The sequence below is a fragment of the Geodermatophilus sp. SYSU D00697 genome, assembly GCF_054050175.1.
Genome location: NZ_JBJGYV010000011.1, coordinates 34,664 through 58,425 on the forward strand (window position 1 = coordinate 34,664; position 23,762 = coordinate 58,425).

24 protein-coding genes are annotated in these 23,762 nt (G+C 75.3%); 11 read left to right on the forward strand and 13 right to left on the reverse strand.

Translation table 11 applies throughout. The annotated features are described in order from the left end of the window. Nucleotides 1-85: 85 nt before the first annotated feature. Nucleotides 86-2,197 carry a HelD family protein gene (locus tag ACI79C_RS11440; RefSeq protein ID WP_456945778.1) on the reverse strand — a complete coding sequence of 704 codons (2,112 nt, stop codon included), beginning with the start codon at nucleotides 2,195-2,197 and terminating at the stop codon, nucleotides 86-88. Between the two features lie 45 nt (nucleotides 2,198-2,242). Here ACI79C_RS11440 and ACI79C_RS11445 point away from each other — a divergent pair, with 45 nt between their 5' ends. Next, nucleotides 2,243-3,253 carry a zinc-binding dehydrogenase gene (locus tag ACI79C_RS11445; protein WP_456945779.1) on the forward strand — a complete coding sequence of 337 codons (1,011 nt, stop codon included), beginning with the start codon at nucleotides 2,243-2,245 and terminating at the stop codon, nucleotides 3,251-3,253. A gap of 102 nt (nucleotides 3,254-3,355) precedes the next feature. Here the strand turns inward: ACI79C_RS11445 and ACI79C_RS11450 are convergent, their stop codons facing one another. Beyond that, the gene (locus ACI79C_RS11450) at nucleotides 3,356-4,024 is read right to left on the reverse strand and encodes an acVLRF1 family peptidyl-tRNA hydrolase (RefSeq protein ID WP_456945780.1); all 669 of its coding nucleotides are present in this window, start codon (nucleotides 4,022-4,024) and stop codon (nucleotides 3,356-3,358) included. Nucleotides 4,025-4,152: 128 nt separating this feature from the next. Here ACI79C_RS11450 and ACI79C_RS11455 point away from each other — a divergent pair, with 128 nt between their 5' ends. After that, nucleotides 4,153-5,202: a nitronate monooxygenase gene (locus ACI79C_RS11455; RefSeq protein WP_456945781.1), complete on the forward strand. Its 1,050-nt coding sequence runs from the start codon at nucleotides 4,153-4,155 to the stop codon at nucleotides 5,200-5,202. 7 nt (nucleotides 5,203-5,209) lie between these two features. On the opposite strand, the gene ACI79C_RS11460 is transcribed toward ACI79C_RS11455, so the two are convergent. The 5 genes from ACI79C_RS11460 to ACI79C_RS11480 form a co-directional block, all read right to left on the reverse strand. Further along, entirely contained in the window at nucleotides 5,210-5,614 is a 405-nt protein-coding gene (locus tag ACI79C_RS11460; RefSeq protein ID WP_456945782.1) for a rhodanese-like domain-containing protein, read from the reverse strand. After that, nucleotides 5,611-6,825, reverse strand: a complete 1,215-nt coding sequence (locus ACI79C_RS11465; protein ID WP_456945783.1) for an MFS transporter — start codon at nucleotides 6,823-6,825, stop codon at nucleotides 5,611-5,613. Before ACI79C_RS11465 ends, ACI79C_RS11460 begins: the two co-directional genes overlap by 4 nt. Nucleotides 6,826-7,039: 214 nt before the next feature. Continuing rightward, nucleotides 7,040-8,854 carry a phosphoenolpyruvate carboxykinase (GTP) gene (locus tag ACI79C_RS11470; protein ID WP_456945784.1) on the reverse strand — a complete coding sequence of 605 codons (1,815 nt, stop codon included), beginning with the start codon at nucleotides 8,852-8,854 and terminating at the stop codon, nucleotides 7,040-7,042. Nucleotides 8,855-9,094: 240 nt separating this feature from the next. Beyond that, nucleotides 9,095-9,616: an SRPBCC family protein gene (locus ACI79C_RS11475; protein WP_456945785.1), complete on the reverse strand. Its 522-nt coding sequence runs from the start codon at nucleotides 9,614-9,616 to the stop codon at nucleotides 9,095-9,097. Next, nucleotides 9,613-9,969, reverse strand: coding sequence for an ArsR/SmtB family transcription factor (locus ACI79C_RS11480; protein ID WP_456945786.1), 357 nt, complete (start codon nucleotides 9,967-9,969; stop codon nucleotides 9,613-9,615). The genes ACI79C_RS11475 and ACI79C_RS11480 overlap by 4 nt, the downstream gene beginning before the upstream one ends. A gap of 72 nt (nucleotides 9,970-10,041) precedes the next feature. Here ACI79C_RS11480 and ACI79C_RS11485 point away from each other — a divergent pair, with 72 nt between their 5' ends. Then, the gene (locus tag ACI79C_RS11485; protein ID WP_456945787.1) at nucleotides 10,042-10,257 is read left to right on the forward strand and encodes a hypothetical protein; all 216 of its coding nucleotides are present in this window, start codon (nucleotides 10,042-10,044) and stop codon (nucleotides 10,255-10,257) included. A gap of 76 nt (nucleotides 10,258-10,333) precedes the next feature. Next, nucleotides 10,334-10,576, forward strand: a complete 243-nt coding sequence (locus tag ACI79C_RS11490) for an acyl carrier protein (RefSeq protein WP_456945788.1) — start codon at nucleotides 10,334-10,336, stop codon at nucleotides 10,574-10,576. Between the two features lie 72 nt (nucleotides 10,577-10,648). Here ACI79C_RS11490 and ACI79C_RS11495 read toward each other — a convergent pair whose 3' ends face one another. The 4 genes from ACI79C_RS11495 to ACI79C_RS11510 form a co-directional block, all read right to left on the reverse strand. Next, a complete protein-coding gene (locus ACI79C_RS11495; RefSeq protein ID WP_456945789.1) occupies nucleotides 10,649-11,341 on the reverse strand; it encodes a DsbA family oxidoreductase in 693 nt (230 codons plus the stop codon). Between the two features lie 30 nt (nucleotides 11,342-11,371). After that, on the reverse strand, nucleotides 11,372-12,376 hold the full coding sequence (locus ACI79C_RS11500; protein WP_456945790.1) for a cation diffusion facilitator family transporter: 1,005 nt from the start codon (nucleotides 12,374-12,376) through the stop codon (nucleotides 11,372-11,374). 388 nt (nucleotides 12,377-12,764) lie between these two features. After that, nucleotides 12,765-13,142, reverse strand: a complete 378-nt coding sequence (locus ACI79C_RS11505; protein ID WP_456945791.1) for an FKBP-type peptidyl-prolyl cis-trans isomerase — start codon at nucleotides 13,140-13,142, stop codon at nucleotides 12,765-12,767. 88 nt (nucleotides 13,143-13,230) lie between these two features. Then, entirely contained in the window at nucleotides 13,231-14,544 is a 1,314-nt protein-coding gene (locus ACI79C_RS11510; protein ID WP_456945792.1) for an MFS transporter, read from the reverse strand. Nucleotides 14,545-14,675: 131 nt separating this feature from the next. Here ACI79C_RS11510 and ACI79C_RS11515 point away from each other — a divergent pair, with 131 nt between their 5' ends. Continuing rightward, complete coding sequence (locus tag ACI79C_RS11515) at nucleotides 14,676-15,065, forward strand: VOC family protein (protein WP_456945793.1); 390 nt, start codon at nucleotides 14,676-14,678, stop codon at nucleotides 15,063-15,065. 139 nt (nucleotides 15,066-15,204) lie between these two features. Further along, a complete protein-coding gene (locus ACI79C_RS11520) occupies nucleotides 15,205-16,911 on the forward strand; it encodes a glycoside hydrolase family 13 protein (protein ID WP_456945794.1) in 1,707 nt (568 codons plus the stop codon). Nucleotides 16,912-16,932: 21 nt separating this feature from the next. Here the strand turns inward: ACI79C_RS11520 and ACI79C_RS11525 are convergent, their stop codons facing one another. Beyond that, nucleotides 16,933-18,240 carry an MFS transporter gene (locus tag ACI79C_RS11525; RefSeq protein ID WP_456945795.1) on the reverse strand — a complete coding sequence of 436 codons (1,308 nt, stop codon included), beginning with the start codon at nucleotides 18,238-18,240 and terminating at the stop codon, nucleotides 16,933-16,935. A 168-nt stretch (nucleotides 18,241-18,408) separates the two neighbouring features. Between ACI79C_RS11525 and ACI79C_RS11530 the strand changes: the two genes are divergently transcribed. After that, on the forward strand, nucleotides 18,409-18,879 hold the full coding sequence (locus tag ACI79C_RS11530; protein WP_456945796.1) for a hypothetical protein: 471 nt from the start codon (nucleotides 18,409-18,411) through the stop codon (nucleotides 18,877-18,879). A 112-nt stretch (nucleotides 18,880-18,991) separates the two neighbouring features. After that, complete coding sequence (locus ACI79C_RS11535; RefSeq protein WP_456945797.1) at nucleotides 18,992-19,783, forward strand: alpha/beta fold hydrolase; 792 nt, start codon at nucleotides 18,992-18,994, stop codon at nucleotides 19,781-19,783. Nucleotides 19,784-19,841: 58 nt separating this feature from the next. On the opposite strand, the gene ACI79C_RS11540 is transcribed toward ACI79C_RS11535, so the two are convergent. Further along, entirely contained in the window at nucleotides 19,842-21,851 is a 2,010-nt protein-coding gene (locus ACI79C_RS11540) for an acetoacetate--CoA ligase (protein ID WP_456945798.1), read from the reverse strand. A 202-nt stretch (nucleotides 21,852-22,053) separates the two neighbouring features. Here ACI79C_RS11540 and ACI79C_RS11545 point away from each other — a divergent pair, with 202 nt between their 5' ends. The 3 genes from ACI79C_RS11545 to ACI79C_RS11555 are packed head-to-tail and all read left to right on the forward strand — an operon-like array spanning nucleotide 22,054 to nucleotide 23,696. Beyond that, nucleotides 22,054-22,458 (forward strand): DUF2237 family protein, encoded by a 405-nt coding sequence (locus tag ACI79C_RS11545; protein WP_456945799.1) that lies wholly within the window; start codon nucleotides 22,054-22,056, stop codon nucleotides 22,456-22,458. Between the two features lie 24 nt (nucleotides 22,459-22,482). Next, nucleotides 22,483-22,977 (forward strand): glutathione peroxidase, encoded by a 495-nt coding sequence (locus ACI79C_RS11550; protein ID WP_456945800.1) that lies wholly within the window; start codon nucleotides 22,483-22,485, stop codon nucleotides 22,975-22,977. Further along, nucleotides 22,974-23,696, forward strand: a complete 723-nt coding sequence (locus ACI79C_RS11555) for a mycothiol-dependent nitroreductase Rv2466c family protein (protein ID WP_456945801.1) — start codon at nucleotides 22,974-22,976, stop codon at nucleotides 23,694-23,696. The genes ACI79C_RS11550 and ACI79C_RS11555 overlap by 4 nt, the downstream gene beginning before the upstream one ends. Nucleotides 23,697-23,762 lie beyond the last annotated feature (66 nt).

The following is a 23,762-nucleotide window of genomic DNA, read 5'->3' on the forward strand; positions in this document are numbered from 1 at the left end:
GGGCTCACTGGAACAGGAAACCTGACCGTCCACAACCACCCGCGCCGCGCACGCCCGGTCTGGACGCCCCTGCGTGACCGGGTGTTCACCCCGCGAGGAGGTCGGGCAGGTCCCCGCGGTGCAGGACGACCAGCGTGCTCACCGCCCGGGTGAGGACGACGTAGAGCCGGTGCAGGCCGCGCGGCTCGGCGGCGGCGATCGCGGCGGGGTCCACGACGACGACCGAATCGAACTCCAGCCCCTTGGCCAGGGACGCCGGGACGACGGTCAGGCGGCCCGCCTCCCCGTCGTCGGTGAGCACGGGGGCGGGGAGCCCGGCCGCGGCCAGCGCGGCGGCCACCTCGGCGGCGGTGGCGTCGGTGCAGACGACGCCGACCGAGCCCGGCTGTGTGGCGAGGTCGGCGACGACGTCGGCCAGGACCCCGTCGGGCTGGATGCGCAGCGCCCGAGCGCCCCGGCGCACCGCCGTCGCCGGGGCCAGGCCGGGCGCGATCGCCGGCAGCAGCCGGTTGGCGAAGTCGAGCACCTCTCCCGGCACGCGGTAGCCGCGGGTCAGCGGCCGGACGACGGTGTCGGGGCGGCCCAGCGCGGCCAGCGTCCGGCTCCAGTCGGCCGCCGACCAGGGACTGGTCCCCTGGGCCAGGTCGCCCAGCACCGTGAGCGACCCGGCCGCCAGCCGGCGGGCCACCGCGCGGCACTGCATCGGCGAGAGGTCCTGGGCCTCGTCGACGACCACGTGCCCGAAGCCGGGGGTGCGCTCCAGCGAGCCGGCGACCTCGTCGACGAGCACCGCGTCGGCCGCCGTCCACGGCGCGGAGCGCAGGGGTCCGGCCGGTCGCAGCAGCAGGGCCTGCTCGTCGTCGGAGAGCACGCCCCGCGCGGCCCGCCCCAGGCGCGCCGGGTCGGTGAGCAGGCCGTGCACGAAGCCGGCGGGGTCCTGCGCGGGCCAGGTCGCGTCGCAGAACGCCCGGACCTCGGGGCTGCGCGCCGCGCGCCGCGTCTCGGCGTCGGTCGCGCTGCCGCCGGCGGCCTCGGCCTGTCTGCGGGCGTCCTCGGCCAGGCTCATCGCCAGCCGCTCCCGCCCGGCGGTGTGGTGCAGCCGCTGCTGGTCGTCGCCGGCGCGGCCGCGCCGGCGCAGGTCGTCGACGGAGCGCTTGAGCCGCTCGACCGGCACCCGGTACCGGCGCCCGCACAGCGGCACGAGCACCTCCTCGGCGGGCTTGGCGATCGACCCCCACAGCGCCCGGTCCAGCACCTCGGCCATGCGCGCGTCGCCCTTGAGGACGGCGACCGGGGGCGGGTCGACCGCGCGGACCGGCACCCGCGCGGTGAGGTCGGCCACCGTGGTCTGCTCGACGTCGACCTCCCCGAGGGCGGGCAGCACCTGCTCGATGTACCGGAGGAAGGCGCGGTTGGGGCCGACGACGAGGACGCCGGTGCGGGTCAGCTGCCCGCCGTGGGTGTAGAGCAGGTAGGCGGCCCGGTGCAGGCCCACCGCCGTCTTGCCGGTGCCCGGCGCGCCCTGGACGCAGATCGACTCGGCCAGCGGCGCGCGCACGATCGCGTCCTGGTCGGGCTGGATGGTGGCCACGATGTCGCGCATCGGGCCGCTGCGCGGGCGCTCGATCTCCTCCCGCAGCACAGAGAGGACCCCCCTGCCCCCCACCGGAGGAGGGCCTTCCTGCTCCCCACCGCTCGCAGGCTCGCAGCGGACCCCTGCAGGAAGACCGGCGGCGGGCCCCTGCAGGGGGGCCGAGTCGCCGGCACCGAGCAGCTCGTCCTCGTAGCCGGTGAGCTCGTCGCCGGAGAAGCCGAACCGGCGACGGCGCACCAGGCCCTGCGGGTCGGCGGCACCGGCCTGGTAGAACGGCCGGCTCATCGGCGCCCGCCAGTCGATGACCACCGGCGTCCCGTCCGCGTCGCGGACGTGCCGGCGGCCGATGTGGAAGGTCTCGGTCGCGGTGTCGGTGCGTCCGAAGAAGGCCGGCACGCCCGGGTCGTCGGCCAGCGCCCGCAGCCGCTCGGCGCGGGCCGCGCCCAGCCGCTCGGAGGCCCAGGCGTCCACCCCGGCGTCCACGACGGCGGAGGCCGACGCGCGCATCCGGGTCAGGCAGTCGGCCGCGTGCGCCAGGTGGGCGCGCTCGGCGAGGAGGACGGGATCGGGGGCGGTGGTCGTCGCGCTCGTTGCGGAGGACACGGTCGGGAGACGTTACGCGCGGTGGGAACCGGGGAGGAAGAGGTCGTGCCCGAGACGATGCTCGCCGGACGGTTGGACGTGCGCACCCGCGACTTCGCGGTGAAGGAGGTGCCCCGGCCGGTGCCCGGGCCCGGGGAGGTGCTGATCCAGGTCGCGGCGGCGGGGATCTGCCTGTCCGACGTCCACCTCGTCGAGGGGCAGCTGTCCCCACTGTTCCCGGCCGGCGAGGAGGTCACCCTCGGCCACGAGGTGGCCGGCACCGTCGCCGAGCTCGGGCCCGGTGTCGCGGGCTGGGCCGAGGGGCAGCGGGTGCTCCTGCAGGCCGGCGAGCGCAGGAACGGGGTCGTGCACACCCGCGGCGTCGACTACGACGGCGGCTGGGCCCAGTACGCCCTGGCCACCGTGGAGACGCTGGTCGCCGTGCCGGACGGGCTGCCGCTGGAGCAGGCCTGCATCGTGCCTGACGCCGTCTCGACGCCGTGGGCCTCGATCGTCAGCACCGCCGGCGTGCGGGCGGCCCAGCCGGTCGGGGTGTGGGGCATCGGCGGCCTGGGCGCCCACGCCGTCCAGCTGCTGCGGCTGGCCGGGGCGGCGCCGATCGTCGCCGTCGACCCGGTGCCGGAGGCGCGCCAGCGCGCGCTGGCCTTCGGCGCCGACCTGGCGGTGGCCCCGGCCGAGGACGTCGGCGCCGCGATCCGCGAGGCGACCGCCGGCGCGGGACTGGCCGTCGCGTTCGACTTCGCCGGCGTGGCGGCGGTGCGCGAGCAGGCGGTGCGCACCCTGGCGGCCGGCGGGTCGCTGGTCCTCGTCGGCCTCACCGACCAGCCGCTGACCATCCGCAACGGCACCGCGTTCAGCTACCTCGGACAGCGCGTCCTCGGTCACTACGGCTCCGAGCCCGAGCACGTGGTCGAGCTGGTGTCGCTGGTGCGGCACGGCCGCCTGGACCTGTCCCGGTCGGTCTCCGGGACGCTGCCGCTGACCGAGGCCGCCCGCGGGATCGAGCGGCTCGCGCACAAGGAGGGCAACCCGATCCGGCTGGTCCTCCGGCCCTGACCCCGGGTGCACCGGGCGAAGACCGGCCCTGTCGCATCGTCAGTCCATCGGTCCAGGCTACCGGGGGCTGTCCGGCCGGGCGGGGAGCGCCCGCGCCGCCGGTCAGGCGTTGCGGTCGCCGGGCTCCACGAGGTGCACGGCGACGGCGCGGAACTGCTCGGGGGTGGCCAGCAGCGCCGCCTTCGTCGGCTCCCCCACCTCCAGCGGCGGCACCCGGCGCTCCGCGGCCAGCGCCCCCAGCCGGGGGTCGGCCAGGACGGCGTCGACCAGTCCGCGGTCGCCCCCGGTGAACAGCCCCTCCACCTCGCCGGCGTGCGGCAGGAGGACCCGGACGGCGGTGTCGGCGGCGGCCGCGACGACGGCGTCGGTCTGGTTCGCCCGCCGGCGGGCGAACCGCTGCTGGCTCCACCCGCCGGCGGCGGTCCGTCCCTGGACCAGCCGGGTGTCGACCTTGGAGACGAGCAGCTCCGCGCCGTCGAAGACGCCGACCGCCCAGCGCCCGCGCCGGACCAGCAGCACCGCGGCCCGGTGCGGCTGCCGAGCCGCGGAGGTGAACGCGGAGAGCAGCGCCGGGCCGGGCCGCCAGGGGAACGGGGCGCGCAGGACGACCGTCGTCGTGTCCGCGCAGGTGATCCGCAGCGCGCCCTCCTCGGGCTCGACCGTGTCGAAGGCCCCGTGCCGGGCGGCCACGCCGTCGAGCCAGCGGCCCAGCCGCTCCGGCGGCACGCGCAGCAGGCGGCCGCCGCCGGCCGCGGGGCGGGGGCGGGTCACCGCGGCGGGCGGGACGGCCGCACAGCGGGGACGGCGGCACGGGAGGGACCCACGGCGCGGATCGTAGGACGCCGGACCGGCCCGACCCGGCTTGTGGGCCCGAGCCCTCGCCCGGCAGGGTCACCGGCGTGCCCCTGCCCCTGCCGCCGGTCCCCGCCCGCATCGTCTGCGCCCCCATGGCCGGAGGGCCGTCCACCCCGGCCCTGGCCACGGCGGTGGGCGAGGCCGGCGGGCTGGGCTTCCTCGCCGCCGGCTACCGCACGCCCGAGCAGGTCACCGCGGAGGTGGCCGAGGTCCGTGCCCGCACCGGGGCGCCGTTCGGCGTCAACGTCTTCGCGCCGGTGCCCGAGCGGCCGGAGGAGGCCGCCCGCCTGCCCGGCTACGCCGACCGCATCGCCGCCCGCGCCGCCCGGCTGGGCGCCACCCCCGGCGTCCCGGCCCACTCCGACGACGGGTTCGCCGCGAAGGTGGAGCTGCTGCGGGAGCTGCGGCCGGCCGTCGTGTCCTTCGCCTTCGGGCTGCCGCCCGCGGACGTGCTCGACGCGCTGCACGACGCCGGGCTGCCCGTGTGGGTCACCGTCACCTCGCCGGAGGACGCGGCAGTCGCGACGGCAGCCGGCGCCGATGCGCTCGTCGTCCAGGGGTGGGAGGCGGGCGGGCACCGCGGCGGGCTGTCGGACGAGGAGCCCGCGCAGCTGGGCCTGCTGCCACTGCTGACCCTCGTCCGGCGGGTGTCCCCGCTGCCGCTGGTCGCCGCCGGGGGCATCGCCGACGGGGCCGGGGTGGCCGCGGCGCTGGCCGGTGGGGCGTCGCTGGCCCAGCTCGGCACCGCGTTCCTGCCGACGCCGGAGGCGGGCACCGCGGCGGTGCACGTCGCCGCGCTCGCCGAGGGGCGGCCCACGACGGTCACCCGGGCGTTCACCGGCCGCCGGGCGCGGGCGCTGGTCAACGACGCCGTCCGGGAGCTCGGGGACGCAGCACCGGCCGCCTATCCGGAGGTGCACCTGCTCACCGCCCCGGTCCGGGCCGCGGCACGGGCCGCCGGCGAGGTCGAGGAGCTGCACCTGTGGGCCGGTCAGTCGGCCGCACTGGCGCGGGCGGAGCCGGCCGGTGAGCTCGTCCGCCGGCTCGCCGCCGAGGCCCGGACGGCGCTGGACGGCGCGGTGCGGCCGGGGTGAGCGGCGGTCAGTCGCGCGTCGTCGGCAGGCCCGCCGCCCGCCAGGCCTGGTAGCCGCCGACGACGTCGGTCGCCCGGTGCAGGCCCAGGCCCCGCAGCGAGTCGGCGGCGAGGCTGGAGGAGTAGCCCTCGTCGCACAGCACGATCACCTCGACGTCGTAGCCGGTCGCCTCGGGCAGTCGCGCGTCGCTGGCCGGGTCGAACCGCCACTCCAGGTGGTTGCGCTCGACGACCAGCGCTCCGGGCACCGCCCCGTCGGCGTCCCGCTGGTACGCCGGGCGGGTGTCGACGAGGACCGCGCCCCGCGCCGCATGGGCGGCCGCCTCCTCGGGTTCGAGCCGGTGCAGGCGGGTCCGCGCCTCGGCCAGGACCTCGTCGATGGTCCTGGCGCCCGGTGGCCGTCCGGTGCTCACCGGACCATCGCCGGTGCGGCGGCGTGCTCGGCGGGGACGTGCAGCACGCGCTGGCCGGCGGCGACGACCACCGCGGCGACGAGGGCGGCGACGGTCGAGACCGCGAACGCGGCGTTGGCCCCGGCCACGTCGACCACCTTGCCGGCGACCGAGGCGCCGATCGCCACACCGAGGCCCAGCGCGGTGCCGATCCAGGTGAACGCCTCGGTGGTCGCCGACCGCGGCACGAGCAGTTCGGCGAGGGTGAAGGAGCTGATCAGCGACGGCGAGACGGCGATCCCGGCGATCACGACGAACGGGATCATGACCCAGATGCTCCCGATGAGCAGCAGCGGGACGCTGAGCACGGTGAGGGCGACCAGCACGACCGCCAGCCGGATCCGCAGGGGCGAGCGCCAGTGCACCGTGCCCCAGCCGATGCCGCTGGCCATCGACCCCACCGCGAGGGCCGCGATGAGGACGCCGGACAGCGACATCGCACCCACCTCGTCGGCGAAGGCGACCAGCGCGATCTCCAGCGTGCCCAGGATGGCGCCCACGGCGGCGCCCACCACGAACAGCACCCGGATCCCGGCGCTGCGGATGGCCCGGGGGCCGCTGCGTGCCTCGTGGCCGTGCGGCGGGGGCTCGGTGCGACCCTGCGCGGCGAACAGCAGGCTGCCGATGACGGCGAGGGTGAAGGCGGTGACCACGCCGGAGGTCGCGTGCCCGGTGGTGGAGAGGAAGGTGACCAGCACCGGACCGACGATGAAGACGAACTCGTCGACCACCGACTCCATGGCCAGTGCCGTCGGTAACCGGTGGGTGCCGCGCAACAGGTGGGTCCAGCGGACCCGGATCATCGAGGCGACCGGCGGGATGCAGGCGCCGGCGACACCCGCCGAGGCGAACACGATCCAGCGCGGCCAGTCCTCCTTGACCGCAGGCAGGAAGACGCAGCCGGCCGCGACGAACACCACCACCACCGGCAGCAGGGTCCGGCGCTGGCCGTGGGTGTCGGCCCACCGGCCGATCAGCGGCCCGGCGATCGCCGTGGTGACCGCGCCCGTGGCGGCGACCGCACCGCCGTAGCCGTAGGACCCGCTCTCCGAGGCGATCAGCAGCACCGAGCCCAGGCCGACCATGGACAGCGGCAGCCGCCCGATGAACGCGGCCAGCACCATGGGGAGGGCGTGCGGCGTGCGCAGCACGTGCAGATACGGATTGGGCACGGGCGGTAGGGCCTGTCGTCGATTCGGCTCGGCGCTGAGCCGGGGAGGGGTACGTCAGGTCACGCTAGCCGACCTGGGCGCGCCCGGCTGGGCGGCGCGGATGCGCGGTCGTGGCCCGCCGGGCGGGACGCGACAGGGCCCCGCCCCGGTCGCCGTTGACCGGTGCGGGGCCCATGGCCGCCCTGCAGCTCCTCGGCGAGGAGGAGGTCCTGCGTCAGGCGAGCCGGTGCTTCAGGATCTCCAGCTCGTCCCACATCGTGCTGGGGAGCTTGTCGCCGAACTTCTCGAACCACTCGGTGATCTGCGGGACCTCGGCGCGCCACTCGTCCTTGTCGACGGCGAGCGCCTTCTCCACCTGCTCGGGGGTCAGGTCCAGGCCGGAGACGTCGAGCGCGTCGGCGGCCGGCACGTGCCCGATCGGGGTCTCGACGGCGGCCGCCGTCCCCTCGAGGCGCTCGACGACCCACTTGAGGACCCGGCTGTTCTCGCCGAAGCCCGGCCACAGGAAGCCGCCGTCCTCGTCGCGACGGAACCAGTTCACGTAGAAGATGCGCGGCAGCTTGGCGGCGTCGTGCGCCTTGCCGGTCTCCACCCAGTGCCGGAAGTAGTCACCGGCGTTGTAGCCGATGAAGGGCAGCATCGCGAACGGGTCGCGGCGGACGACGCCGACGGCGCCGGTGGCCGCGGCCGTCGTCTCCGAGGAGAGCGTGGCCCCCATGAAGACGCCGTGGTTCCAGTCGCGGGCCTCGGTGACCAGCGGGATCGTGGTCTTGCGGCGGCCGCCGAAGAGGATCGCCGAGATCGGCACGCCCTTCGGGTCGTCGTACTCGGGCGCCAGGATCGGGCACTGGGTGATGGGGGTGCAGAACCGGCTGTTGGCGTGGCTGGAGGGCTCCTCGCTCTCCGGCGTCCAGTCCCGGCCCTTCCAGTCGGTGAGGTGGGCCGGCGGCTCGTCGGTCATGCCCTCCCACCAGATGTCGCCGTCGTCGGTCAGGGCGACGTTGGTGAAGACCGAGTTGCCCTTCTCGACGGTGCGCATGGCGTTGGGGTTGGTGTCCCAGCCGGTGCCCGGCGCGACGCCGAACAGGCCGTACTCCGGGTTGAGGGCGTAGAGCCGGCCGTCCTCACCGAAGCGCATCCACGCGATGTCGTCGCCGAGCGTCTCGACCTTCCACCCGGGGATGGTCGGCTCGAGCATGGCCAGGTTGGTCTTGCCGCAGGCGCTCGGGAAGGCCGCGGCGATGTAGTAGGTCTTCTGCTGCGGGCTGGTCAGCTTGAGGATCAGCATGTGCTCGGCGAGCCAGCCCTCGTCACGGGCCATCACCGAGGCGATCCGCAGCGAGTAGCACTTCTTGCCCAGCAGGGCGTTGCCGCCGTAGCCGGAGCCGTAGGACCAGATGGTCCGCTCCTCGGGGAAGTGCACGATGTACTTGGTGTCGCTGCACGGCCAGGGGACGTCCTGCTGACCTTCGGTCAGCGGCGCCCCGAGGGAGTGCATCGCCGGCACGAACGGCCGGTCATCGCCCATGGCCTCGAGGATCCGGCTGCCGATGCGGGCCATGACCCGCATGGAGACCACGACGTACTCCGAGTCGGTGAGCTCCACGCCGAACATCGGGTCCTCGGCCTCGACCGGGCCCATGCAGAACGGGATGACGTACATCGTCCGGCCGCGCATGCACCCCCGGTACAGCTCGGTCATGATCGACTTCATCTCGTCGGGGGCCATCCAGTTGTTGGTCGGCCCCGCGTCGGCCTCGTCGACCGAGCAGATGAAGGTGCGGTCCTCGACGCGTGCGACGTCGCGCGGGTCGGAGGCGGCCCAGAACGAGTTGGGCTTCTTGTCCAGGCGGCGGAAGGTGCCGGCGTCGACGAGCTTCTGCGTGAGGCGCTCCCACTCCTCGTCGCTCCCGTCCACCCACACGACCCGGTCGGGGGTGGTCAGGTCGGCCATCTCCCGCACCCAGGCGAGCAGCCGCGAGTGCGTGGTGGGGGCGTTGTCGAGACCGGGGGTGGCCACAGAAGTCACGGCGTCTCCATCCTCTGGGTACGCCGGACGGGACGACCGCCGGCGCTGCTGGTCCTGCTCAGCTGACATCGGTCCGCCCGGGCGCCACGGGCGCCGACTGGGGGCCGGGTCCGGTCAGCGTACAAGCGGGGGCGTCCACTGTAACCGTGAGAGATGTTACGTATAAGACGTCTACCCGATGGGACGAAGGTCCCTGGTGGTCGCCCGTGTCTCCGGAGACCCTCCGAGGCCCGACCGGTGTCAGCCGGCCGGCGTCGCGGCGCCGTAGCCCGGCCCGACCTCGGCCCAGAAGGCGTCCCACTCCCCCGGCCCCTCGCCGCCGGTGAGCTCGGCGTCGAGCTTGTCGAGGTACCAGTGCCAGCCGCCGGCGACGTCCCCGACGGGGAACCCGGCGCGGAAGACCTGGGTGAAGACCAGCGTGGTCGTCGTCCCGTCGCTGGAGAGGTCGAGCTCGACCCGCCATGGCTCCTCCTCGAGGGTCCACTCCAGGACCAGCCGGCGGGGCGGGTCGCACTCGACGATGCGCACGGCCTCCCCTGCCGGCTCCTGCTCGTGGGTCATCGTGAACGTGCCCGTGGCGCCGGGCCCGCGCTCCCCGTCGTAGCGGCCGATCCAGCGGGCCAGGCGCTCGGGCTCGGTGAGCGCGGACCACACCTCCTCGGGCGGGTCGGGCCAGGACCGGCGGAAGACCAGCCGCTGCCGCCCGTCGGGCTCGGTGGTGACGACGCCGCGGCGGGCGGTGGGCACGTCCTGCTGGGTCATGTCGGGTCTCCGCTCCGCGGGGGTGTCGGAGCCCCCCGCTGCTCTCGGGCCCGCCGGCCGCGGGCGATCTCGGTGTCCAGTGCGTCCAGCCGCTGGGCCCACAGGTCGCGGTAGGGCTCCAGCCACGCGTCCAGCTCCCGGAGCGGGCGCGGGTCGAGCGCGTAGAGACGGCGCCGCCCCTCCTCCCGGCAGGTGACCAGCCCCGCCTCGCGCAGCACCCGCAGGTGCCGGCTGATCGCCGGGCGGCTCACCGGGAAGCGGCCGGCCAGCTCGCCGGCCGCCCGCTCGCCCTGCGCGAGCAGGGCGAGCAGCTCCCGGCGGGTCGGATCGGCCAGGGCCGCGATCGCCTCCACGGCCGATGTGTAACACATCTGTTACGCACTGACCAGCGGTTGCCGCGCGGCGGCGTGGGGCACCGGGCGGGCATGACCGTCACCGACCCCGACGTCCCGGACCCGCTGAACGACCCCCGCACGCTGCAGGCCGACCCCGGCGCCCACGGCCAGGGTGACGACCTCGCCTCCACCGCCGACGACCCCGCGGTCAGCGGCGAGGAGGAGCTGGCGGCCGACCGGACCCCGGCCGACGCCGCGGGCGGGGACGCGACCGGCGGGGCCTCCTCCGGGTCCCCGACCGACTGAGACGGAGCGGTCCGTTTCAGGTCCTCAGGGGCGGGAATCGGAAGGACCCCACCGTTCTGAGACGAGGAGGTCTGACATGGCCACCGGTGAGACCGGGTTCGAGGACGTCACCTACGACCTGATCTCGGTGCAGTACCACTCGCTCAAGGCCGGGCACGACTACGGCCAGTACGTGCGCGACGCGGAGAACGCCGGGCTCCAGGACATCGCGGGGTTCTTCCGCGAGGTGATGGAGCAGGACTCGGCACGCGCCCGGCGCTGCCACGAGTTCCTGCGGCAGATCTCCGGCACCGAGCAGGGCGGTCCCGCGACCCAGTAGGGCCGAGAACGACGGCCGCCTCCCCGGAGCACCCGGGGAGGTGGCCGTCGTCCGTTCGCGGCCTCGTCTCCCTCAGACCGCGCAGCTGTCGTCGGTGCAGCCCTCGGCCGGGGGCACCGTCTCCAGGGGCCGGGCGTCGGCCCAGGCCTTCTCCATCACCTGCAGCAGCAGCTCGGCGGGCTGGGCGCCGGCGGCGCCGTACCTGCGGTCGACGACGAAGAAGGGGACGCCGGTGGCGCCGAGCGCCTGGGCCGTCCGGCTGTCCTCGAGCACCGCGGGCCGGTGGCGGTGGTCGGCGAGCGCGGCGCGCACCTCGGCCTCGTCCAGGCCGACCTCGACGGCGAGCGCGGCGAGGGAGTCGACGTCGAAGACCGACCGCCCCTCCTCGAAGTGGGCGTGCAGCAACCGCTCCTTCATCGCAGCCTGCAGGCCGTGCTCGGCGGCCAGGTGGATCAGCTCGTGGGCGAGCAGGGTGTTCCCGCTCAGGCCCTCGGCGAGGTGGTACTCCAGGCCCTCCGCAGCGGCGACCTCCTCGACCTGCCGCTGCATCTGCCGCATCTCCTCGACGCTGCGGCCGTACTTCGCGGCCAGTGCGGGCAGGGCCGGGTGGGTCTGCCCCTCGGGCGCCGTCGGGTCGAGCTGGAACGACCGCCAGACGACCTCGACCTGGTCGCGGTGGGGGAACCGCGCGAGCGCGGTCTCCAGCCGGCGCTTGCCGATGAAGCACCACGGACAGACGACGTCGGACCACACCTCGATGCGCACGAACGCCCCCAACAGCGGAGGCGGCGCCGGTCATCCCGGCCGGTGCGCCTCCGCCTGCGCCCGCCCGTTCCCCGGCGTCGGGTCGAGGAAGACGTACCGGACACCCTCGTGCCGGGCGACCAGCCGCCGCTCGGCCTCGTCCGAGGCGCGCTCGACGTCGGCGACGGTCGCGTCGTCGGCGAAGTCCACCTTGGCGGCGACGATCAGCTGACCCGGGCCGATGACCGTGGTGAACAGGAACGGGACGGCGGTGACCTGCGGCAGGGCGGCGATCTCCGCGCGCAGTTCCTCCTGGATGCGCGGGGACACCGACTGGCCGATGAGCAGCGACACGTTGGCCCGGGCCAGCGACCCGGCGACCAGCAGCAGGAGGACACCGATGGCGATCGCGGCGACGCCGTCCCACGTGGGGTCGCCGGTGACCTGCTCGAGGAACAGGCCGAGCGCGGCGAGGACCAGCCCGACGAGTGCGGCGCTGTCCTCGAAGGTGACCGCCTTGACGGTGGTGTCGCTGGTCTCGGCCAGGTAGCGGCGGGGCGTCGTCCGCCACCGGCGCGCCGAGCTGCGCACCTGGCGGACCGCCTTGAGCCAGGAGGCGCCCTCGAGGACGAAGGAGACGGCCAGGACGACGTAGGCGATGACGGGGTCGCCCTGCTCCTCACCCTCGAGGATCGTGGTGACGCCCTGGTAGAAGGAGAAGCCGGCGCCGAGGGTGAAGGTGGCCAGGCACGCCAGGAGCGCCCAGAAGTAGGTCTCCCGGCCGTAGCCGACCGGGTGCCGGGCGTCGGGTGCGCGGTTGCCGCGCTTGAGCGCGACGAACAGCAGGACCTCGGTGATGGTGTCGGCCAGCGAGTGCGCGGCCTCCGACAGCATCGCCGAGGAGTGGCTGATCAGCCCGCCGGCGAGCTTGGCGACGGCGATGCCGAGGTTGGCCAGCCCGGCGACGACGACAGTGCCGGTGGACTCACCTCCGGACTCGCCCTCAGCGGCGTCCTTCGCCAGGGCGTGCTCGGTGGTGGGGACCGGTTGTGTCATGCACCCGCCGGTGCCCCGGGCCGCTCACGCTCATGCGTCGCCCACCGTGTCGCTCACGGGCAGCGGCTCGGCTCAGCGGGGGGACGGCACCTGGCCGCGGTGTGGTCCGGTCGCGGGGCCCGCAGGGTCCCCGACCGGGACACGGGCAGCGGCTCGGCTCAGCGGGGGGACGGCACCTGGCCGCGGTGTGGTCCGGTCGCGGGGCCCGCAGGGTCCCCGACCGGGACACGGGCAGCGGCTCGGCTCAGCGGGGGGACGGCACCTGGCCGCGGTGCGGTCCGGTCGCGGGGCCCGCAGGGTCCCCGACCGGGACACGGGCGGCGGCTCGGCTCAGCGGGGGGACGGCACCTGGCCGCGGTGCGGTCCGGAGGACCGCCATGTCATCGCGTCACCGCACGCTTACGAGGTCGACGACGAAGACCAGCGTGGCGCCGGGGGCGATGACGCCGCCGGCACCACGGTCGCCGTAGGCCTTGTGCGCCGGGATGGTCAGCCGGCGGCGGCCGCCGACGCGCATGCCGGTGATGCCCTCGTCCCAGCCCTGGATGACCATGCCGACGCCGAGGCGGAACTCCAGCGGGTCGCCGCGGTCCCAGGAGGCGTCGAACTGCTCGCCGCCGTCGTGGGTGACGCCGACGTAGTGCGCGCTCACCAGGTCACCGGCCTTGGCCTCGGGGCCCTCGCCGACGACGAGGTCCTCGACGACGAGGTCGTCGGGTGCCGGGCCGGTGGGCGGCTCGACCTCGGGGCGGGTCAGTTCGGCCACGGTGCTCCCTCCTCGCACCGGGGCTGTCCCGGCGCCGTCGCCTCATCCAATCAGCGGCGGGCGCACGACGCAGACGCGGCCCGGCCCCTCAGACCCGGTCGAGGACCCCGTACGCGGGCGGCTCACCGGCCGGCGAGCCGCCCACGGCTCCGGCGTCGAGCGGGTGCGCGAGCTCGTCGGCCGGCATCCGCGCGGCGAGGACCGCCACGGCGGCCAGCAGCGGAGGAGCCAACCCCGCCACCAGGAAGGTCGCGCCCGATCCGATCAGCTCGCTGACCGGGCCGGCCAGCGCCATGGACAGCGGCATGAGGCTCAGCGACACGAAGAAGTCCAGGCTGGAGACCCGGCCGAGCAGCGCCGGCGGCACCCGCCGCTGCAGCAGCGTGCCCCAGATCACCGTCCCGGCCTCGAACGCGGCACCCACCAGGGCCCCGGCCGCGATCATCAGCGGCAGGCTCGCGGACAGGCCGAACACGACCATCGGCACGCAGCCCAGCCCCCACAGGGAGACCATCACGGTGAGGTAGCGCCGGGGCAGCCGCAGCGACGCGACGACGAGCGACCCGACCGCCCCGCCGATGCCGAACGCGGCCAGGACGTAGGCGTGCTGCGTCGGCCCGCCGCCCGCGTCCTGGATGGCGAAGGGGACGAGGACCTCCAGCGGCCCCAGCAGGGCCAGCACCATCAGCGACGCGAACAGCAGGGTGGCCAGCAGCCAGGGCGTGCGCAGCATGTAGGCGAAGCCCTCGCGCAGGTCCGCCAGCACCCCGGTCGCCGGGGCGCCGTCGTCACCGGCCGCCCGCCGCACGGGGGTGACCGGCAGCGCCAGGACGTACGCGACGGCGAGCAGCGACACCGCCGCGGTGGCCGCCAGGGCCGCCCCGGGCGAGAGCGCGGCGACGAGGAACCCGGCGGCCGCGGGGCCGGCCGCGTTCTGCAGCAGCGGCCGGACGGCGCCCTCCAGCCCGTTGGCCGCCAGCAGGTCCCCCTCCGGCACGAGCGCGGGCAGCTGTGCCGAGTAGGCGGGGTAGTACAGCCCCGTCGCCAGCCCCACGGCCAGGGCGGCCGCGGCGAGCTGCCACAGCGACAGCAGGTCCATCAGCGACAGGACGGCGACCACGGCGACGGCGCCGGCCTGGACCAGCGCCACCGCGAGCAGGAGGTACCACTGCGGCACCCGGTCGGCCAGCACGCCGCCGAACAGGGTGCTGGCCAGCATCCCGCCCGCGGAGAGACCCGTGACCAGCGAGAGCGCGGCCGGGCCGCCACCCAGGGCCACCACCTGCCAGACCACGGCGACCGCCCACAGCCCGGCGCTGGTCAGCGACAACGCCATCGACGCCGCCAGCAGCCGGTAGTGCCGGTGCCGCAGGGGCGCGAGTGCGCGCGGCAGGGCGACCATCGCGGAGCCTCCTCGGTGGGACGGGGGTCCGACCATGGTCGGCGAGGGGTACGACGGAACGCACCCGATTTGCCGACCCGCGCGCCGGAGCGGTGGCCGCCGTCCGCCGTCAGCCACTACGGTCCGGCGGCGTGATCGACCACCTGGGACTGCAGGCCGCGGACGTCCCCGCCGCCGTGGCCTTCTACGCGCGGGTCTTCGCCCCGGTCGGCCTGCGCGAGGCGATGCGGTACGAGACGCCGGACGGCCCGGTCGTGGGGTTCGCCGGCCCCGACGGGCACCCGCAGCTGTGGCTCAGCCCGCTCGCCGAGGGCACCGACCGCCCGGTGCACCTGGCCCTGCGGGCGCCGTCCCGGGAGGCGGTGGACGAGGTCTTCACCCTCGCCCGGGAGGAGGGGGCCGAGGTGCTGCACGAGCCGCGGGTGTGGCCGGAGTACCACCCCGGCTACTACGGCGCGTTCTTCCGCGACCCCGACGGCAACAACGTCGAGGCGGTGCACCACACCCCGCCGGCCGCCTGACGACAGCCCGGCAGCATCGCAGCGGGGAACGAGCAGCGGGGAACGAGCGAGGAGCGGACCGGGCGCGGAGCCAGGCCGATGTCACGGCCGCCGCAGGACTGACCGTGCGCCGTCCGGCCCGGCGTGCTGGGCTGGGCCGGTGCCCGACGCGCCCGCCTGGTGGACCCGTGCCGTCGTCTACCAGGTCTACCCCCGCTCGTTCATGGACTCCGACGGCGACGGGATCGGCGACCTCGGCGGCATCCTGCAGCGGCTGGACCACCTCGCCGACCTCGGCGTGGACGTCGTCTGGCTCTCGCCGGTCTACCCGTCGCCGCAGGCCGACAACGGCTACGACATCAGCGACTACACCGGCGTCGACCCGCTGTTCGGCAGCCTCGCCCAGCTCGACGAGCTGATCGGCGCGCTGCACGACCGCGGCATCCGGCTGGTCCTGGACCTGGTGGTCAACCACACCAGCGACGAGCACCCGTGGTTCGTGGAGTCCCGGTCGTCGACGGACTCCCCCAAGCGGGACTGGTACTGGTGGCGGCCGCCGCGGGCCGGCCTGGCCGCCGGAGCGCCGGGCGCCGAGCCGACCAACTGGCACTCCTTCTTCTCCGGCTCCACGTGGGAGCTCGACGAGGCCAGCGGCGAGTACTACCTGCACCTGTTCGACCGCAAGCAGCCCGACCTCAACTGGGAGAACCTCGAGGTCCGGCAGGCGGTCCACGCGATGATGCGGTGGTGGCTGGACCGCGGGGTCGACGGGTTCCGCATGGACGTCATCAACATGATCAGCAAGGACGTCGCCCCGGACGGCTCGCTGCACGACGGCCCGCCGCTGCCGGGCGTGCCCTACGGCGACGGGTCGGCGTCCTACCTGTGCGGGCCGCGCATCCACGAGTTCCTGCAGGAGATGCACCGCGAGGTCTACGCCGGGCACCGGGAGCGGCTGCTACTGGTCGGGGAGATGCCGGGCGTCACGGTCGAGCAGGCGCGGCTGTTCACCGACCCGGCCCGCGCCGAGGTGGACATGGTGTTCCAGTTCGAGCACGTCGGGCTGGACTTCGACGGGTCCAAGTTCTCCCCGCGCCCCCTGCGGATGGCCGACCTCAAGGCCTCCTTCGGCCGGTGGCAGGCGGGGCTGGCCGACGTCGGCTGGAACTCCCTCTACTGGGACAACCACGACCAGCCGCGGGCGGTCTCCCGGTTCGGCGACGACTCGCCGCGGTACCGCCGCGACTCGGCCACGTGCCTGGCCACGCTGCTGCACCTGCACCGGGGGACGCCGTACGTCTACCAGGGCGAGGAGCTCGGCATGGCCAACGCCCCCTTCCCCTCGCTCGACGACTTCCGGGACGTGGAGTCGCTCAACCACTTCGCCCAGGCCGTCGCGCACGGCGAGGACCCGGGCACGGTGCTGGCCGCGATGCGGCGGACGAGCCGGGACAACGCCCGGACGCCGGTGCAGTGGGACGCCTCGGAGAACGCCGGGTTCACCACCGGGACGCCGTGGATCGCGGTCAACCCCGACCACGTCGAGTGGAACGCCCAGGCCCAGCGCGCCGACCCGGACTCGGTGTTCGCCCACCACCGGCGGCTGATCGCGCTGCGGCACGAGCTGCCGGTGGTCGCGACCGGGGACTTCACGATGCTGCTGCCGGAGCACGACTCGGTGTACGCGTTCACCCGCTGCCTGGACGGCGACCGGCTGCTGGTCGTCTGCAACCTGAGCGGGCACGAGTACCGGTTGGGCGAGCTGCTCCCGGAGGCGGTCGACGCCGATCCGGTGCTGGGCAACCTGCCCGAGCACGACCCCGCCGTCCTGCGCCCGTGGGAGGCTCGGGTGCTCCGGCCGGCCTGAGGCGGAGGGGATCGGTGCGCCTCACCCGGACGATCCCAGTCCCCCCGGGGCCGGTCGGCGGTCCAGTGGGTGGGCGATCTCGTCGGTGGACAGGCGCGCCGCCAGCAGGGTCCCCGCGGCGAGCACCGGGGGCACCAGCCCGGCGACCAGGAAGGTCGCGGTCAGCCCGATGAGCTCGCTGACCGGGCCTGCCAGGGCCATCGACAGCGGCAGGAACGCCGTCGAGACGAAGAAGTCCAGGCTCGAGACCCGGCCGAGGAGCGCCGGGGGCACGCGGCGCTGGAGCAGCGTGCCCCAGATGACCATCCCGGCCTGCGCCGTGGCGCCGGTGACCAGTCCCGCGGCGATCATCGGCAGCAGCGACGTGGACGTGCCGAAGACGACCATCGGGACGCAGCCGAGGCCCCACAGCAGGGTCATCACCGTCAGGTAGCGGCGGGGCAGCCGCAGCGAGGCGACGGTCGTCGACCCGAGGGCGCCGCCGATGCCGAAGGCGGCCAGGACGAGGGCGTGCTCGACCGGCCCGCCGCCGGCCCGGTCCTTGATCGCGAAGGGGGCCAGCACCTCGAAGGGGCCGAGCACCACCAGCAGCATCAGTGAGGCGAACACCAGCGTGGCCAGCAGCCACGGGGTGGCCACCATGTAGCGGAAGCCCTCGCCCATGTCCGCGAACAGGCCGCGCACGGGGTGCGCGGGCGCCGTCCCCGGCTCCCGGCGGGCCGGCGTCGCCGGCATCGCCGCCACGCAGGCCACCGCCCCGAGCGCCGCGGCGGCCGTGACCGCGAGCGCCACCCCGGGCGAGGCCGCGGCGACCACGCCGCCGGCCAGCGCGGGCCCGGTGGCCTGGAACAGGACCGGGCGCATGGTGCCCTCCAGCCCGTTGGCCGCCAGGAGGTGGTCCTCCGGGAGCAGCGCGGGCACCAGCGCGGAGTAGGCCGGGTAGTAGAGGCCGTTCGCCAGGCCGCCGGCCAGCCCGACGGCGGCCAGCTGCCACAGCGTCAGGACGCCGACCAGCGACAGCGCCGCGACGAGGGCGGTGCCGACCGTCTGGACGAGCGCGACGGCCAGCAGGACGTGCCGCTGGGGGACGCGGTCGGCGAGCGCGCCGCCGAGGAGGGCGCTGGCCAGCATCCCGCCGGCCTGCAGGCCGCTGACCAGCGAGAGCTGCGCCGGCCCGCCGCCGAGGGCGACGACCTGCCACACGACGGCGACCGCGAAGGTGCTGTTGGTCAGCAGGGAGAACCCGAGCGACGCGGCGAGCAGGCGGTAGCAGCGGTACCGCAGCGGCGTCAGGGCACGCGGCCGGCCATCGAGAACTCCCCCGTCCATCCCCGTCGTCCCCGGACCTCGTCGCCGGCCCGCTCCCACTGTCCCCGGCCTCCGCCGCGCCGCCTCGTGTTGCACGTGGAACAGCCGCCGGAACCGTCACACCCCCCGGGCATGGTGGCGGCGTCCCGGTTGTTGGACCGGGTGCACCTCCCCAGCAGGAGACACGTCATGCGCAGGCCCACCTTCCTGAGGGCGCCGGCCGTGGACGACCTCCGACGGGACGACGTCCGGCGTCGGGAGACGCCGGCCCCGACCGCCGTGCCGCACGACCCGACCCCGGACCCCGTCCGCGCGGCCACACCCGCGCCACGACCGGTGGCACCCGCCCCGGCCCCGCCGCCCGCGGAGCAGCACCCGGCACCGGGCCGTCCGGCCCACTGGGCACCGCCGGACCCGCTCGGCGACATCCTCGCGGTCGCCTGGCGGCCGGGAGCCGCGCCGCCGCGGGAGATCCACGTCCGGCCCGAGGTGCGCGACCGGATCCTCGCCCAGCTGCCCCCGGCCGACCGCGCGCTCACGCAGGCGCGCGGCACCGTGGGCGGGCCGGTGCCCGTGCCGCTCGTCGTCGACGCGGAGCTGCCCGCGTTCCCCGGCTTCGAGGTCGTCCGGACCCGCCCGGACCGGCTCGCCGCCGCCTGACCGCCCGCCGGGCTGTCCCCGATCCCCCGCCGGGCCTACCGTCGACCCGCACGGGCTGGTCGGGGCGGGTCCGGCGGCGGCCGGCACCCCCTCGCGACGGAGGGCTGGGCCGATGGCGACGTTCGTGCTGGTGCACCCCGCCTGGTTCGGGGGCTGGTGCTGGCGGAAGACCACCCCGCTGCTGCGGGCGGCCGGGCACGAGGTGGTGACCCCCACCCTCACCGGGCTCGGCGACCGGGCCCACCTCCTCGACCACGGCATCGACCTGCTGACCCACGTCGAGGACGTCGTCAGCGTGCTCACCTACGAGGACCTCGACCATGTCGTGCTGGTCGGGAACAGCTCCGGCGGCATGGTGGTCACCGGGGTCGCCGACCGGGTGCCCGAGCGGATCGCCGAGGTGGTCTACCTCGACGCCTTCGTGCCCGAGGACGGGCAGTCCGTGCTCGACCTGGTCACGCCCGAGCGCCGGGTGGGCATGGCCGCGCTGGTCGAGCAGGAGGGCGACGGCTGGCTGCTGCCCCGCATCGCGCCACCGCCCTGGGAGGAGATCCTGCCCCGCCTGTGGGAGATCACCGACCCGGCGGACCTGGCCTGGGTCCAGCCGCGGCTGCACGCCACGCCGGTCGGCCACTTCAGCCGGCCGGTGCGCCTGGTCAACGGAGCGGCCGGGGAACTGCCGCGCACCTACGTCCGCTGCGCCCGGTTCCCGACACCGACATTCGACCGGTACGCGCAGCAGGCCCGGGAGGCCCCGGGCTGGCGGTACCGCGAGCTGGACTGCTCCCACATCCCGTACGTGACCTGCCCCGACGCGCTGGCCGCCGTCCTGCTCGACGTGGTGATCGACCGGAACGGCCCCTCCACGGGGTCCCGCCGCGAGCCTGCGAGTGGTGGGGGGTAGGAGAAGGACCCCCTCCTCCCCACCCCTCCCACGCTCGGGGCGGTGCCCGGAGGGGCCGTCAGCGCGGTCCTCGCTCCCGCGCGAGGGCGACGTAGTGCTCGACGGCGGCCGGGTCGTCGACCGCGCCGACGTTGAGCGCCCGGGCCGGGTCGACGCCCTGGAACAGCCGCTTGAGCGGCACCTCCAGCCGCTTGCCGGTCCGGGTGTGCGGCACGCCGGGGACAGCGACGACCTCGTCGGGCACGTGCCGGGGACTGGCCTGGCGCCGGATGGCGTCCTTGATCGTGGCCTCGAGCTCGGCGGTCAGCTCCTGCCCGTCGGCCAGCTTCACGAACAGCGGCATCCAGTAGCCGCCGTCGCGCTGCTCGACGCCGAGGACGACGCAGTCGAGGACCTCGGGGATCGCCTCGACGGCGGCGTAGATGTCCGCCGTCCCCATGCGGACGCCGCCGCGGTTGAGCGTGGAGTCCGACCGGCCGGTGATGACGCAGGTGCCGCGGTCGGTGACCTCCATCCAGTCGCCGTGCCGCCAGACGCCGGGCCAGGTCTCGAAGTACGCCTCCCGGTAGCGGCTGCCGTCGGGGTCGTTCCAGAAGTACAGCGGCATCGACGGCATGGGCTCGGTGACCACCAGCTCGCCGAGCTCCCCGACGACCGGCCGGCCCTGCTCGTCCCAGGCGGCCGCGGCGACACCGAGCATCGGCCGCTGCAGCTCGCCGGCGGTCACCGGCAGGAGCAGCGTGCTGCCCACGAAGCCGGTGGCGACGTCGGTCCCGCCGGAGAGGGAGCCGAGGAAGACGTCGGGCTTCACCGCGTCGTACACCCACCCGAAGGCCGACGCCGGCAGGGGGGAGCCGGTGGAGCCGATGAACCGCAGCGCCGACAGGTCGTGGGTCACCCCCGGCCGGATGCCCGCCTTCTCGCACGCGGTGAGGTAGCCGGCGCTGGTGCCGAGATAGGTCAGGCGGGTCTGCGCGGCGATGGCGAACTGGGCGTCGATCGACGGGTACGCCGGGGCGCCGTCGTGCACCACCACGGTGGCGCCGCAGAGCAGCGCGGAGGTGGCGATGTTCCACATGATCCAGGCGGTGGAGGCGTACCAGTAGAAGCGGTCGCCGGGACCGACGTCGCCGTGCAGGGCGAGCTGCTTGCGCTCCTCGAGGGTGATCGCCCCGTGGCCGTGCACGATGCCCTTGGGCAGGCCGGTCGTCCCCGAGGAGTAGACGATCCACAGCGGGTGGTCGAACGGCACCTGCTCGAACTGCGGCTCCTGCTCGTCGGCGACGGCGTCGGCCCAGGGGAGGACGTCGTCCGGCAGCGCGTCGGGGTGCAGCCGCGGGACCGCGATCGTCGTCCGCACGGTGGGCAGCGCGGCGCGCAACTCGCGGACGACGTCGCGGCGGTCGTACTCCTTGCCGTTGAAGTGGTAGCCGTCGACGGCCACCAGCACGGTGGGCTCGATCTGGGCGAACCGGTCGAGGACGGCGCGGGTGCCGAAGTCGGGGGCGCAGGAGGACCACACCGCGCCGATGGCGGCCGTGCCGAGGAAGGCCACGACCGCCTCGGGCACGTTGGGCAGGTATCCGGCGACGCGGTCCCCGCGCCGGACGCCGAGCCGGCGCAGGGTGGCGGCGAACGCGCCGACCCGGGCGCGCAGGGCGGCCCAGCTGACCTCGACCGGGTCGCGGTCCTCCGCGACGGCGACCAGCGCCGGGGAGTCGGCGGGCACCGTGCCGTCGGCGCCGGCCCGCAACGCCTGCTCGGCGTAGTTCAGCGTGGTGCCCGGGAACCACTCGGCCCCGGGCATCTCCCGCCGGGTGAGGACCCGGTCGTCGGGGACGCCGGGGAGCACACCCGACCAGGTAGCGATGTCGCCCCAGAACTGGTCGAGGTGCTCGACCGACCAGCGCCAGATGGCGTCGTAGTCGAGCGGGTCGCCGAAGTCCAGGCCGCGCCGCTCGGCCACCCAGTCGGCGAACCGCCCGAGCTGCGTCGCGCGCGCCGACTCCGGGGTGGGACGCCACAGGACCGGTGGCTCGTTCGTCGTGTCGGCGCTCAGCTCGCTCACGGGGACCTCCTCGCTGGCGCTCGTCGGCCGCGTTCGCGGCGCTGCTCCGTCAACGGTGAGCTCGCCAGCTCGCTCACTGTGCGACCTTGCCACTGACCGGTGCTCGGCCGCTGCCGGTCCGGCTCCGGGCAGCGCCGTTCGGGACGGGCCCGCAAGATGGGCGGGTGAGCCGCTGCGCACCTCGCACGGGGATGGGGACCGCATGAGCGAGCCCGGCAACGTCGAGCGGAACGTCCTCGGCGGCCCGCTCGAGCCCTGCAGCACCGACCCGATGACCGGCTTCTACCGCACGGGCTCCTGCAGCAGCGGGCCCGAGGACATCGGCAGCCACACCGTCTGCACGGTGGTGTCGGCGGAGTTCCTCGCGCTGCAGCGCGAGCTCGGCAACGACCTGTCGACCCCGCGCCCCGAGTACGGCTTCCCCGGCCTGCGTCCCGGCGACCGCTGGTGCGTGGTCGCCGCCCGGTGGCTGCAGGCCTACCAGGCGGGCGTGGCGGCCGGCGTCGTCCTCGCGGCGACCAACGCCCGCGCGCTCGACGTCGTCCCCCTCGAGGCCCTGCGCCAGCACGCGGTCGACGTCCCCGACGACCTCACCGGCCTCGACTGAGCCCGGACCCCACGGAGGAGACCCATGAGCGACCTGCTGGACCTGCCGGTGACCACCCTCCAGGGCGAACAGACCACCGTCGGCGCCCTGACCGGGGGCGGCCCGGCGCTGGTGGTGAACGTCGCCAGCCGCTGCGGCCTCACCCCCCAGTACACCCAGCTCGAGGCGCTGCACCGGGAGTACGGCCCCCGCGGGCTCACCGTCCTCGGCGCGCCGTGCAACCAGTTCATGGGCCAGGAACCGGGCACCGCCGAGGAGATCGCCGGCTTCTGCTCGGCCACCTACGGCGTGACCTTCCCGATGACCGGCAAGCTCGAGGTCAACGGGCCCGGCGCGCACCCCCTCTTCCAGCGCCTGACCGAGGCTGCCGACGCCACCGGTGCGGCCGGCGAGGTGCAGTGGAACTTCGAGAAGTGGGTGGTCTCGGCCGACGGCGAGGTGGTCGCCCGGTTCCGCCCGCGGACGCAGCCCGACGCCCCCGAGGTCCGGCACGCCATCGAGCAGGTCCTGGGCCGGTGAGCGCCCCCGCGGAGCTGTCCTTCTGGTTCGACCCGGTCTGCCCGTTCGCCTGGATGACCAGCACGTGGGTCCGCCAGGTGTCCGCCCAGCGCGAGGTCGCGGTCGAGTGGCGGCTGATCTCGCTCCGGCTGCTCAATCGGCACGTCGACTACGACAGCCGGTTCCCGCCCGACTACGAGGCCGGCCACACCGCCGGCCTGTGCCTGCTGCGGGTCGCCGCGCGAGCCCGCGCCGAGCACGGCCCCGCCGTCCTGGGTCCGCTCTACGCCGCCATGGGCGAGCGGGTCTTCGAGGACCCCACCGGCCAGCCGGCTCCCGAGCGCGCCACGAGCCGGGCCTTCGTCGGGGAGGTCCTGGCATCCGCCGGGCTGCCGGACGACCTCGCCGGCGCCCTGGACGACGAGTCGTGGGACGCCGGGATCCAGGCGGAGACCGACGAGGCGCTGCGGCTGACCGGGAAGGACGTCGGGACGCCGATCCTCCAGTTCGGCCCGCCCGACGGTCCGGCCTTCTTCGGCCCGGTCATCAGCCGCCGGCCCAGCGACGCCGACGCCGTCGAGCTCTGGGACCACGTCGTCGCCCTCGCCCGCTTCCCGGGCTTCGCCGAGCTCAAGCGCAGCCTGCGCGAGCGTCCCCAGCTGCCCGCCTTCGGCGTCAGCCCGGGCGAGGTGGGCGCGCAGGAGGACTGGCACGGCGGCAGCCGCCGCCAGCACCGCTGAGCCGCCGGCGGCAGGCGCCCCCCGGCTACTCTCGTCGCCGGTGGCGACTCTGCGGCTAAGGTGAGG

Excerpts from the sequence above, each read along its gene's own strand:
- ACI79C_RS11525 (WP_456945795.1), bottom strand. The coding sequence starts at position 18,240 with ATGGACGGGGGAGTTCTCGATGGCCGGCCGCGTGCCCTGACGCCGCTG.
- ACI79C_RS11545 (WP_456945799.1), top strand. The coding sequence starts at position 22,054 with ATGAGCGAGCCCGGCAACGTCGAGCGGAACGTCCTCGGCGGCCCGCTC.
- ACI79C_RS11485 (WP_456945787.1), top strand. The coding sequence starts at position 10,042 with ATGACCGTCACCGACCCCGACGTCCCGGACCCGCTGAACGACCCCCGC.
- ACI79C_RS11535 (WP_456945797.1), top strand. The coding sequence starts at position 18,992 with ATGGCGACGTTCGTGCTGGTGCACCCCGCCTGGTTCGGGGGCTGGTGC.
- ACI79C_RS11475 (WP_456945785.1), bottom strand. The coding sequence starts at position 9,616 with ATGACCCAGCAGGACGTGCCCACCGCCCGCCGCGGCGTCGTCACCACC.
- ACI79C_RS11530 (WP_456945796.1), top strand. The coding sequence starts at position 18,409 with ATGCGCAGGCCCACCTTCCTGAGGGCGCCGGCCGTGGACGACCTCCGA.
- ACI79C_RS11500 (WP_456945790.1), bottom strand. The coding sequence starts at position 12,376 with ATGACACAACCGGTCCCCACCACCGAGCACGCCCTGGCGAAGGACGCC.
- ACI79C_RS11550 (WP_456945800.1), top strand. The coding sequence starts at position 22,483 with ATGAGCGACCTGCTGGACCTGCCGGTGACCACCCTCCAGGGCGAACAG.
- ACI79C_RS11510 (WP_456945792.1), bottom strand. The coding sequence starts at position 14,544 with ATGGTCGCCCTGCCGCGCGCACTCGCGCCCCTGCGGCACCGGCACTAC.
- ACI79C_RS11490 (WP_456945788.1), top strand. The coding sequence starts at position 10,334 with ATGGCCACCGGTGAGACCGGGTTCGAGGACGTCACCTACGACCTGATC.